At 63.7% G+C, this 11758-nt stretch carries 7 protein-coding genes; 1 reads left to right on the top strand and 6 read right to left on the bottom strand.

Annotated elements, in window-relative coordinates; translation table 11 throughout:
* Nucleotides 1-167: 167 nt before the first annotated feature.
* From ACYOEI_RS07785 to ACYOEI_RS07760, 6 genes are all read right to left on the bottom strand, one after another.
* Nucleotides 168-875 carry a hypothetical protein gene (locus ACYOEI_RS07785; protein ID WP_462848814.1) on the bottom strand — a complete coding sequence of 236 codons (708 nt, stop codon included), beginning with the start codon at nucleotides 873-875 and terminating at the stop codon, nucleotides 168-170.
* Between the two features lie 155 nt (nucleotides 876-1030).
* Nucleotides 1031-2182, bottom strand: coding sequence for a hypothetical protein (locus ACYOEI_RS07780; RefSeq protein WP_462848813.1), 1152 nt, complete (start codon nucleotides 2180-2182; stop codon nucleotides 1031-1033).
* Between the two features lie 21 nt (nucleotides 2183-2203).
* Nucleotides 2204-3670 carry a B12-binding domain-containing radical SAM protein gene (locus ACYOEI_RS07775; RefSeq protein WP_462848812.1) on the bottom strand — a complete coding sequence of 489 codons (1467 nt, stop codon included), beginning with the start codon at nucleotides 3668-3670 and terminating at the stop codon, nucleotides 2204-2206.
* A gap of 654 nt (nucleotides 3671-4324) precedes the next feature.
* Nucleotides 4325-6190 carry a hypothetical protein gene (locus tag ACYOEI_RS07770; RefSeq protein WP_462848811.1) on the bottom strand — a complete coding sequence of 622 codons (1866 nt, stop codon included), beginning with the start codon at nucleotides 6188-6190 and terminating at the stop codon, nucleotides 4325-4327.
* 206 nt (nucleotides 6191-6396) lie between these two features.
* A complete protein-coding gene (locus ACYOEI_RS07765) occupies nucleotides 6397-8763 on the bottom strand; it encodes a protein kinase domain-containing protein (protein WP_462848810.1) in 2367 nt (788 codons plus the stop codon).
* 58 nt (nucleotides 8764-8821) lie between these two features.
* Complete coding sequence (locus tag ACYOEI_RS07760) at nucleotides 8822-9577, bottom strand: RNA polymerase sigma factor (protein ID WP_462848808.1); 756 nt, start codon at nucleotides 9575-9577, stop codon at nucleotides 8822-8824.
* A 446-nt stretch (nucleotides 9578-10023) separates the two neighbouring features.
* Between ACYOEI_RS07760 and ACYOEI_RS07755 the strand changes: the two genes are divergently transcribed.
* Nucleotides 10024-11463, top strand: a complete 1440-nt coding sequence (locus ACYOEI_RS07755; RefSeq protein WP_462848807.1) for a DUF1501 domain-containing protein — start codon at nucleotides 10024-10026, stop codon at nucleotides 11461-11463.
* The last annotated feature ends 295 nt before the right edge of the window (nucleotides 11464-11758 follow it).

The following is an 11758-nucleotide window of genomic DNA, read 5'->3' as shown; positions in this document are numbered from 1 at the left end:
CCTCGGGGTCGAGGCAGGCCGAGAGCGAACGAATCAGTATGGACCGGATTTCTCGACGATTCAACAACCGGATCCCGGAGAATTGACGCAGCCCCGATCCCGGATGAGGCCGGATTCCTTAAGAGAGGGCCTGGCCTGATTTCGATTTGTGTTTTTATGTGAAGCTGCTATTGTTTTCGTAGGATCTGGCTTGGCAACGCCATCAGGTCGACGGCGATGTCGGCGAAGATGGCACGGCCCTTGGTGAGCCATGCGGCCGCGAAGGCCCAGACGGCGACCCACTCGCCCCAGAACAAGAAGTGGTAGTCATTGAGACGACGCTGCCATTCCGCGGGGAGTAGGAAGAGGTAGGTCCCCATCCCGACGAGGCTGAGCAGGATCACGACGCCGCTGGTGCGATAGACGAAATTGCGCTCCCCCTCGTGCGGGGCCGGCTCGCACGTCTCCGCCTTGGAACTGGGGAAGTGATACAAGGAATAAAAGGCCAGCGTCAGGAAGAACACCCCCCCGCTGACCGTGTGGAGATATCCGACAACGGACCTCTGATGCAACGGGTCGCTCCCGGCATCGAGCGGGAAGAACGCGACGCCCAGCGCCGAGAGACAGCCGAAGTTCGCGGTCCAGCTTTCGATCCAGTCGTATCCTCGGTAGCAGAACAAGAAGACCCCGATGGTACACATCGCACCCACGAACACGTCACGCAATGCGGTGTGATAATAGCTGCTCATGTTCTCCTGGATGTCGATCCCGAAGACGAGCCAGCCCACGGGGCCGAGCAGGATGGGCAAGATCAGCCCGACGGTGCCGATGGCACGTCGGACGCCCAGGTAGGAAATGACCAGAGTGCGCGTACTCTTCGAGATATCGTGGATCATGGGTTCGACCAAAGACGGGCCGGGAGCGGTTGACAAACCTTGCCGTGACTCTGGTCCTTGCAAAGCTCGGGCCCTGGGCCATCTCAGGCAACCTTTCGTCCCTCGCGGATCGGCCGGGGTCGAGGCGTCGAGGCCGGTAGGTCGCGAGACGTCGGTTATTCGTCGGTGGCAGGCGCCGGCCGAGGGATGGATACCGTGATCCGTGTGGTCTGGTCCTTGATCAGGGTGAAGCTCAACCCGAGTCTCCGGTAGGTGAGATCCGTCGCGTGCCCCGAGGGTATTGCGGCGGCACCGGCGTCGGCCGCTTGCGGGGGCGGCTCCGCCTCATGGTCGGGGGGGCCGTAGGCCTTGAGGATCTCGGCCCGGGTGGCCCCCAGGCCGAGGCCCTGGTCGGTCTTTCCCTGGAAGGGGCGGAGCTCGTGGGAAAGGTCATCCGTCGTGCGGACGCAGGAGACGCGATCGAGGCCGGGAGCCGGGCGACCCGACGGGGCGATGGAGAGCTCGAATCCGCGTGAGTCGTAAGATTGGTAGGTGCTCTTCCCCTGGACGAATTCGCGATCCGGCTTGCCGAGGACTTTGATGACCTCATCTTTCGTCATGCCGAACCGTGCCGGGCCGATCCCAACGAGGGGGATGACCTCTGGAGACGCGAGGGCCCGGTCGGTGGGCAGAGGCGCGAGTGGCGTCACGTCGAGCGTAACCTTGAACGGCCAAGGACCCTCCTTGAAGCCTTCAGGCGGGGTCATCTGGGACAGAGACTCATCGAGGGGTCGGTCGAAGACGATCTCTTTCGTGACGACCTCGAACGCGACCTTGTCGGCTTTTCGGGTCTCCTCGAAACGGACCGGCCGTCTGGACTGGGGATCGGCCCGGACCGTGACCTCATAGCCGTGCCAGTTGCCCACGAATCCGACCGCCGGTTTGCCATCCACCTCACGTCTGGGGAGGACTTCGGTCGGGTCCTTGGCGATGTCCGTTAGCTTCTGATAGAAATCGAAGGGACCGGCTTTGGACTCCGGGAGCGACTGGAATTCGACGGACTTCTCGAAGTTGCGGACGGTCATCAACCGCAGCGCCTTGAGGTCGGTGACCGTGTATCCCCCGTCGTACTCGATACGGATCAGGTGCGGGCCCGACCTCAGGATTTTCATCGACCGTTGCGGGTCGTCGTTGATGCGAGTCGTCGTGGTATAAGTCACGGTCCGGGCCGTCGTGACCTGGCGTTCGACGTCGGCGAGGCCGAAGGCCGCCGAGGTCTCGCGGGGGACGAGCACGAACAGGACGGCGGCAAATCCTGCCGCGGCCAAGGTGGGAGCGCCCCCCTGCCGTCACGGGGCCAGATGGACCGGTTCCACGACCGTCTGGGTCGCCTCGTCGATCAAGTGCGTGAACTCTTGATAAGGAGTTTGTGCCTCGAAGGACACGGGCTCGTTCCCTTTGAGCCGTTTCAGGCAGTAGAAGGCGTTCATCATTGCGCACATCAAGAAGGCGCCGAGGCGGAGCCGGCCGAAGGACCTGACGATTCTGAGGAAGGAATACTTGAGCGAAAAGGCCTCGCGCCAGAGGGCACGGTGCGCCCAGAGCAACTGCTCCGGCGACATCTGGTTCGGCCGGAATGACACGTTGTATCCGTTGTAGAACTCCCAGCCACGGCCGGACAGGATCCTCCCCTCGGCCGCCATCTTGGCGTAGGCGGGGGTGCCTCGATAGGGGGTCAGGATGCTCAGGAACGGGACGTCGACGCCCGAGTCGTAGAGTTGCTTGGCCATCGCGACGATCGTCTCGGGCGTGTCCCCGTCGAACCCGGCGATGAATCCCGCCATGACGCAAATGCCCTTGTCGTGCAGCTTGCGGATCCGAGCACGGTACGAGTGGACCTTGTTCTGAGGCTTGTGGGCGTCCTTCAACGACTCGACCCCGAAGGACTCGATCCCGAAGAAAATCCCGATGCAGCCCGACCGCTCCATCAGGTCGAGGAGGGCTGGGTCTTCGGCGATGTCCATGCTCGCCTGGGTCAACCACCACTTGCGCAGGGGGATCATGGCTTCGAGCAGGCGCTTGATGTAGGGTCGCTTGATCGTCAGGTTGTCGTCCCAGAACCAGACGATCTTGCGCTGCCACCAGTGGCGGAATCGGTCGTACTTGATGTCGTCAATCACCCGGGCGATCGGGCGGGTGCGGAAACCTGGGTTGAGGGTCGGGACCGTGCAGAAAGAACATGTGAACGGACACCCTCGCGTGGCCTGGACGACTCGCTGGACGAAGAACGTCGACGGGAGCAGGTCGTAGCGGGGCGTCGGGACGTCGTCCAGGGGAAGGGCGCGGCCTTGATACCGTTCGAGGAGCCGGCCCTCCTCGGCGTCGGCCAGGAGCTCGGCCCAGCATGATTCCGCCTCGCCGATCACGACGCTGTCGAAGTAGGTCAGCACCTCCTCCGGCGCGAAGGTGGAATGTGGCCCGCCCGCCACGACTCGCTTGCCGCGCTTCCTGAACTCGCGAGCGAGGCGGTAGGCCTCGGGGGCGAACCCGCTGAAGAACGAGATCGCGACGAGATCCGCCCGGCTATCGAAGTCGATCGGATCGACCTGCTGGTGACACACGCGGACCTCATAACCTGGCGGCGTCAAGGCCGCCAGGTGGATGCCCGTGATCGGCGGCACGAAGTGGGCCTCGTGGCCATGACGATAGCGTTGCACATAGACGACGATGATATCGATCCGGAAAGGGCGAGACCCTTCGCGGTCGACGGCCGACGATCCACGGAACGTCGGGCTCCCGACGGTCAAATCGGACATCGTATCGCCCTCCACTTTGCACGGCCAAGAATAGGTGAGCCCCGATTCCCGGACGCGATTGACACGTCGACTTCGGGGTAAAAGGCGTGCCATCCCTGGGCCAATTGCCCCTCGATGCTACCCGAGAACGAGGGGGAAGGTTGATCTTCGGTTTGCGATGCAAAGTGATCTTAGCTTTGTATTGCAAAGCTGAGTTGTCAAGGTTTTTCGCGAACGGATTTCTGACGGCTTCGCCTCCCATGCCGGCTGGCTCGAGGCGAAGCTTCGCCTTTGGAACGGGGGATCGGGGGTAAGGAGGGGGCGATTTGGTGAAAAGCGGGATGCGAGATTAGGACGTAAGTGGACGACTTGGGTCCAGTCGTGTGGGACCTTTAGAGAGGTCCTGAATATCGTGCAAAGTATCTATTTTGTAATTAATATATGATATAATAAACTGTTTTGTTATATATATTGGTTTGTTTTGATAGGCGTGCAAGGCCGCATGGATTCCCGCCCCCCCCGGCAGGCGGGGCACTCTTGCCCCGCTCTTCCTGCGGGAGCCGAGGCTATAGGCGGGGGCACTCTTGCCCCGCCTACCGGGGGGATCTTCTTGTTTGATGAAAAAGGAGATGTTGAAAAGTTGATTTCTGGTTGGCGAGGCCCATGGATCGAGGCTCAGTCCGCCGGCTGGTATTCGATGCGGGCGACGCCGTAAACGAGAAACTCGGGGATTTCGAGGCGGACACGGCCCTCGACCGTCTTCGCATCGATGAGACGTCCTTCGGTGTGTTCGGGCGTGAGGAACCGGACCGACCGCAGGGTGGCTCCGGCCGGGAGGGGGACGTCGGCCGTGACCCCGGACACGGCCAGGGGCTTTTCGTCGGCGATCCCGGCGCCGGCGTTGGGCTGGCCGTCGGCGCGGGGGGCGGGTTCGTCGCGGTTGTAGTTCACGAAGTGGAGGTCGATCTCGCCGGCGGTGTGGGAAGGCCGGCTCGCGGAGACGCGGACGGAGTACGGGGCCTGGAACCGGCTGCGAGTGTCGGGGAGGGTCGCTAGGACGCCGTCGAGGGGCGTCTCGACCGTGACCACCCGGGTGTATTTGACGCGCCGATCCGCGTCGAAGAGGTCGTCGGGCCAGACGTCGAAGAGGATGTGGGCGTCGAGGAGGGCCTGGCCGAGTTTGCGGAACGCCTCGACCCCGGCGACCTTGCCCCGGTGGACGTCGCGGCGGGGGAACAGCAAGGCGACTTCGCCGTGGGGGCGGTTGGCCCGGTAGATCCGGTCGTGGAGGCGGAGGAAACCGTAGTAGCGCGTGATCTCGGCGCGGGCGAGCGGGTCGGTAAAGGACGTGTAGAAACCCATCGGGGCGCCGCCGTTGGCCGCGAGCTCGGCGATGGCGGTGCGGATCCGCGTCGATTCGTATTTGCCAAGCGTGAAGGGTCGGTCGTCGAAGGCGCCTCGGATGTAGCGGGCCTGCAAGGTGGCGTCGCCGAGGAAATGGGATTTCAGGTCGGTGTAATAGGCCGACGATCCGGTGCTGTACCACAGGTAGGATTCGTCACGTCCCCAGAGGTCCGCGGGGAGGAGGCAACGCTCGTCGCCGTCGATCTGGGAGAGATTCCCCAGGTGATTCCACTGCGCGACCATCAGGTCGGGCTTGAGAGATCGCCCATGACGGACGAACACGTCATCAAAGACTGCTTTGTTCGAGACCTGGGAGAATCGGAGCATCTCCAGCCGGAGCGGAGACGTTTTTGAGGCGTCGTGCCAGGAGACGATCTCCGAGAACTTGTGCGCGTCGAGGTCATCGATCCCGAACGACTCGCGGAGTCGCTTCGGGTCGAACCGCTCGCGCAAGTATCGCTTGAACCCGGCCTGGCAGTGCTCGCAGAGACAGTTGTGGCGATAGAAGTAGTTGATGATGAAGCCGTCCACACCTCGACGAATTCCATGCGCGACCCAGGCTTTGAGGACGGTTTGCCAGGCAGGGTTGCGGAGGCAGGCCCAGTGTTCGTTCATGCCCCCAATAGAATAGTTGCGATCTTTGATCGGCGTCCCGTCCGCGTTCTTCTCGAGCAGGCTCAAGGGATCGGCGACCGGCTTGGGGCCGAGCACCTTCTCGTCCCAGAGGTCTCGGTAGAACTTGAAGAAACCGGTCGGTCCGCCGGGGCCGTCGGGGTCGCCGACGAGGAACTCGACGTTGAAGTGGCCGACGACCTTCGTGCCACTCGCGTGGAGCTTGCGATTGAGGTCCTCGAACCAGTCGCCGAGTTCGTTCAGCCCGCGGACCGGGAAATGGGCGGGGTAGCCGTTGTACTGGGGCGTGTGGCCGAGGCTCCAGAAATGCGCCCCGTAGAACCCGACCTGCGCGACCTCCGGCCGGGCTTCCTGGATGAACTTGAGATAGGCCGGGTCTCCGTACTCGGCCCAGTGGGCGACCATCGTCGTGAACTCGACGCGGGGCGGTTCGGCCGCCCCGGCTCCGGCGACGACCCCGAGGAGCCATAAGAACACGCCGACGAGAGAGAGCGATCGGGCCATCCTCGGGGCCTCCGGGTGCGGCACCTCCCCCCTCTGAACAGGAAGGGAAGGCCTTAGGACGATCCGCAGATTGACGCAGATAATTTGAAAAATATTCAAAAATTTCAACTGCGTCAATCTGCGTCATCTGCGGATGAATTCGCCTTCTCTCGGGACAGCTCCTGTGTTGGCTGAGACCACGATGCCGAACGTTCACGCCCCGACCGTCAGAAATCCATCTCGGGCCGGGGTTTCCTGTGTCGCAAGGCGGGCCACTTGGCGAAGGCGAAGCCGAGCCAGATGCCGAAGGCGAGCAGCGGGACGACGACCAGGATTCCCACGGCCCAAGGGCTTTCGGCGAAGGCGCGGTCGCGTTGGTAAGTTGGTGTGTCGGCGATCCGCGGGTCGAGCCTGGTCGGCTCGTCGAAGGAGGCGATCGATTCGTCGAATTCCCCCGACTTGATCGAGGCGGCTCGCCTGCCGCGATGGGCCATGCTGTTGCTCGGATCGAGGCGGATAGCTTCGTCGTATTCGTACAACGCCCGATCGAACTCGTACTTGTTCAAGGAGGCGTCGCCCCTCCACCTGTGGGCCTCCGAGTGATTCGGGGCGATTCGGATCAACTCATCAAAGGCGATGATGGCCTGATCGTATTCCCCCCGCTTGAACGCGAGCAGGCCACGCCCCGCCGCTTCGTCGAACTTCGGATTCCGGGGCCTCGGTCGGAGCAAATCGGCGACGAGCCTGGAGCGTTTGTAGTAAGGAGTGTTGGCAATCGTCGGATCGGTCCGGATCGCTTCATCGAAGGATGCGATCGCCTTGTCGTATTCGCCCCTCCGGATCGAGACGGCGCCCCGGCCGTAATAGGCCATGCCGTTTCTCGGATCGAGGCGGATGGCCTCGTCATAGTCGTCTCGCGCCTGGTCGAGTTCCTGTGTGTTCAAGTAAGCGTCGCCCCGCCACCTGTGGGCCTCGGGGTGATCCGGAGCGATCCGGATCAACTCGTCGAAGGCGACGATGGCCCGCGCGTACTCCGTCCTCTGGAATGCATCCAACCCGCGCCTGGCGATTTCGGCGAATTTCGGATTGCGAGGTCCTCGGGGCATCGACGCCGACTCGGCGATCATCCTGTGGCGTTTGTACACGGGCAGGTTCGCGATCCGGGGGTTGAGTCGGACCGCCTCGTCGAACGTGGCGATCGCGACGGCAAACTCCCCCAGTGCGACCGAGACGATCGCGCGACCGCTGTAGGCCATGCCGTTCTTCGGATTGAGACGAATTGCGGCATTATATTCGTGGATGGCTTTATCGAACTCGTATTTGTTCAGGGAGGCATCGCCCCGCCATCTGTGGGCCTCCGAGTGATTCGGGTCGATCCGAATCAGCTCGTCGAAGGCCACGATGGCTTGATCGTAATCCGCCCTCCTGAAGGCTTCGGCGCCTCGGCTGGCGATTTCGGCGAACTTCAATTTTCGCGCCTCGGGGGATTCGCCCGAGAAACGGACCCGGAACGGATCCAGGAGTCCCATCGAGGCGGCCAGGAGCCATGCAGCCGGAATGATCGCGATCGGCAACACCACACGCAAGAAAGAAGTACGTCGGACGTTCGAGGTCTCGAATCGATGGACTCTCGCGGCCGGCGGCGGCGTTTCCCTCGCGATCTTCGTCAACGTCTCCACCGCCGTCTTCATGTGTTCGGCGTTTTGGAACCGGAGCTCCGGTTCGCGGTTGAGCGCACGCAGGACGATCTCGTCGAGCCGTACGTCGATCTGGACCTTGCGCGACGGGGGCTCGAACGGCCTCGCGGGCAGCTCGCCGGTCAGCATCTCGAAGAGGACCACGCCGAGGGAGTAGATGTCGGCGCGATGGTCGGCCGCCCGGGGGGTCGCGTGCTGTTCCGGCGCCATGTATCGCGGGGTGCCGACCCCTTGCTCTTCGTCATGCGTCCTGTCGCCGCCCAGCAGCTTGGCGATGCCGAAGTCGGCGATCTTGACCCGGCCGGCCTTGTCGATGAGCAGGTTCTCCGGCTTGATGTCGCGGTGGACGACGGCATGATCGTGCGCGTACTGCAGGGCTTCGCAGATCGGCGGCACGATGGCCAAAGCCTCCTTCGACTCGAGCCGGCGCGAACGGAGGAGCTGGCGCAAGTTCACGCCGTCGACATACTCCATCAGCAGGTAAAACAGCCCGTTGGCCCGACCGAAGTCGTAGACCGTGACGATATGCGGGTGGCTCAATCTCGCGAGCGCCTGGGCCTCTCGGGCGAAGCGCTCGGCGAATTGCGGATCCTTCTCCCGCTCGGGGGCGAGGATTTTGAGGGCGACGAGCCGGTCGAGCGATTTCTGCCGGGCCTTGTAGACCACCCCCATGCCGCCGCGCCCCAGGCAGGCCAGGACCTCGAGCTGCGGGAAATGCGGCGCGATCTCTTCCCTCGAGAGGGGTTCCGATCGCGGCACGTCCGCCCCGGTCAGGATGCTGTCCGCCGTGAAGTTCAGATTGGCCAGACAGCGGACGCAGAGGCCCTCGGGCGCATCCGCAGCCACTTTGGTGCCGCAGCGAGGGCAGTCCGGATGGGGCGAGGTGGTTGCGGTCATGGTTCACCGATCATTTCTAGAAAATTATCTAGGAATGTTGACGAGTCTGTTCGGATCTCTAGCCGCCGCGGAGCGCGGCCACCACATAACGCAGCTCGTCCTCCAGGTCGTCCGGGCTGGAGATCGTCTGGGCGATCTGCTCGCGGAAGAGCTCGCGATATCGTTTGCGGAGTCGGTGGACGGCGGCCCTCGCCGCGACGGCGCTGACGCCGAGCGTCGAGGCGACTTCGCCATAGGGGATCGTGCCCCGCTCCGCGGTCAGGAATTCCTTGAGACGCTCGAATTCGGGTAGCCTCTGCAGCCGTTCGTACTCGGCGCGGAGCCGCACCAGCGTTTGCTCCAACACCGTGACGGCCCAACGCCGCTCGAAGATCCGCTCCGGGGTCATGGCGTCCGAGGGCTCCGTCTGATAGCGACTCTCGGCCTCCGAGGCATCCAACGGGACGTGGATGCGGTTGCCTCCCCGCTTGAGTGTCCGGGCTCGGTCCCACTCATTGGCGAGGAATCGCTGGAGCGCGACGAGCAGGAAGGTGCGGAAGCGGCCTTTTTCCGCCGCCGCCGCATGGAGATATCCCTTTTCCAGCAGCCTCGAGAAGAACTCCTGCGTGAGATCCTGCGCATCGTGCGAGTTCCGCCCCCCTCGCCTCACGTACGCATACAGCGGATACCAATAGGTGCGGCAGAGCTGCTCCATCGCCTCTGCCGAAGCCGGCGAGGACGCGTCCCGCGCCGTCAGGACGTTCGACCAATGCGTCGTGTCGAACCGCGACGAGCGCGAATGGAAGCCATCGGTGACCTCGCGCGGTTGAGGCATGCGGACCAGGACTCGCATTTTGGTGATGGGCGATTTCCCAAACGATTCCGAGTTCCCGAGCATTGTAACCCGCCCAAGGAGATTAAGGATTCGTCGACGTTTGTTGTCGCCCTTGTCGAAAATCGCGAGCACTCCGGGCCCGGAGCACCCCCCGCTCGAAATATCGGAGATTAGAACGGTTGACAGATGTATGGCCCGAAAATGCGGGGCACTCCCGCCCCGCGGGATCAGGCAGGGAGAGGGCACACCGACGTGACAAAGCCCGTGTGCAAGTCGACCGCCAACCGCTCTAGGGCCACACTTGCTGCGGGAGTTGACGCGTGGCTCACGCGGTTGAGCCGTTGGCAATCAATTGTTGAACAAAAGGGGTGCGTCCGTTAGACTGGCTCGCACGACTGGGTCGGAGACCTGTGAATCCCACCTCTCCTCCTTAAGGGGTTCGAGCGATGATCACGATGCTTGGCAGTCCCAAACGGTGCTGCGACGGGGTGACCCGGCGGGAGGCGTTGCGTGCCGGGGCCCTGGCGTTTGGGGCGGGGCTGGGGATCGGGATGCCGGATTTGTTCCGGGCGGAGGCGGCGGGGACGGCTCGGCCGGGGAAGGCGAAGAGCGTCATCGTGCTCTACCTGCTCGGCGGGGCCGCGACGCAGGACATGGTCGACATGAAGCCGGACGCGCCCGCGGAGGTGCGCGGGGAGTTCCGGCCGGTCGCGACGAAGGTCCCGGGGCTGGATATCTGCGAGCACTTGCCGAGGATGTCGCGCTGGGCGGAGAAGCTGGCGGTCGTGCGGTCGATGACGCATCGGGGAGGTTGCCACAACCCGCTCCCGAGTTACACGGGGTGGGAGACGATCCCCCCCGACATCGTCTCCACGAGCGAGACGTACCCGCCGAGCATGGGCTCGGTCTGCGAGTACTTGAGGGAAGGCAATCGTCCCTTGCCCGACTACATGTTCCTGCCGTGCTACCTCGGGTGGGGGCAGTCGATTCGGAGGCCCGGGCCGTATGCGGGGTTCCTCGGGAAGCGGTACGACCCGCTCTTCACCGAGTGTAACCCCTACCTCGAGCCCGGTACTCCCGAAGAAAAGCCGTGGTACCCCCAGGTGCTCCGGGGTGTGCCGCAGATCCCGAGCTCGAACGAGGGGGCGGGGATCACGATCGACCGGCTCGACCGTCGCCGGGGGTTGCTCGGGCAGATCGAGGATCGGCTTATTCGGCCCGGGACGCAGGCGGCCTACGACCAGTACGACCGCAGCCAGCGCCGGGCGTTCGACCTACTGACGTCGACGCAGTCCCGCGAGGCCTTCGACCTGTCGAAGCTCGACCCCAAGCTGATCGACCGCTATGGGCGCACGCTCTTCGGCAACAGCGCCCTGATCGCCCGTCGGCTGGTGGAGGCCGGGGTCCGGTTCGTGAACGTGACCTGGGACGTCTACTGGGAGCGGCTCAAGCTCCAGCACGACGGCTGGGACACGCACGGGCGGAACTTCGCGATCATGAAGGAATACAACCTGCCGTACTTCGACATGGCGTATTCGGCCTTACTCGAAGACCTCGAGGTGCGCGGGCTGCTCGACGAGACGCTCGTCGTGGTGATGAGCGAGATGGGTCGAACGCCGAAGATCAACGGTGCCGCCGGCCGAGACCACTGGACGTACTGCTACAGCGTGACACTGGCCGGCGCCGGGATCCGAGGAGGCACGGTCTACGGGGCCTCCGACGGGCAGGCGGCCTACGTCAAAGATCTCCCCGTCCGTCCCGCCGACCTCTGCGCCACGATCTACCACTGCCTGGGGATCGACCCCGAAATGTCGGTCGTCGACCGGACCGGGCGTCCTCTCTCGATTTCTCAAGGGGGACGACCGATCATGGAGATCCTGGCCTGATCGGCGGGAAGCCTGGGATCGCCTCGGCCCCCTCGGTCTCGACCGCTCCGACGGAGTTTCATCGATGGTCATGCGTCCGGTCGAGACTCACGAGGCGATCAGGGACACCCCCGGCGAGATCGGCGAGCCCGCGAGTGTTTGTCTCGAAACCCGGTTTCTTCTTAAAAACCGGGTTTCTGGCCCGCTCGACGTCGACATTCCCTCGCGGGAAATCCTCGCCTCATGGCGCAGAAACCCGGTTTTGAAGAAAAAACCGGGTTTCGAGACGCGGCTTTCGGGGCAGCCTCGGAGATGG

Source organism: Singulisphaera rosea, assembly GCF_054877945.1.
The sequence above is the reverse complement of the archived record's forward strand: the minus strand, read 5'-3'. Positions and strand labels throughout refer to the sequence as shown.

Excerpts from the sequence above, each read along its gene's own strand:
- ACYOEI_RS07785 (WP_462848814.1), bottom strand. The coding sequence starts at position 875 with ATGATCCACGATATCTCGAAGAGTACGCGCACTCTGGTCATTTCCTAC.
- ACYOEI_RS07775 (WP_462848812.1), bottom strand. The coding sequence starts at position 3,670 with ATGTCCGATTTGACCGTCGGGAGCCCGACGTTCCGTGGATCGTCGGCC.
- ACYOEI_RS07770 (WP_462848811.1), bottom strand. The coding sequence starts at position 6,190 with ATGGCCCGATCGCTCTCTCTCGTCGGCGTGTTCTTATGGCTCCTCGGG.
- ACYOEI_RS07765 (WP_462848810.1), bottom strand. The coding sequence starts at position 8,763 with ATGACCGCAACCACCTCGCCCCATCCGGACTGCCCTCGCTGCGGCACC.
- ACYOEI_RS07760 (WP_462848808.1), bottom strand. The coding sequence starts at position 9,577 with ATGCCTCAACCGCGCGAGGTCACCGATGGCTTCCATTCGCGCTCGTCG.
- ACYOEI_RS07755 (WP_462848807.1), top strand. The coding sequence starts at position 10,024 with ATGATCACGATGCTTGGCAGTCCCAAACGGTGCTGCGACGGGGTGACC.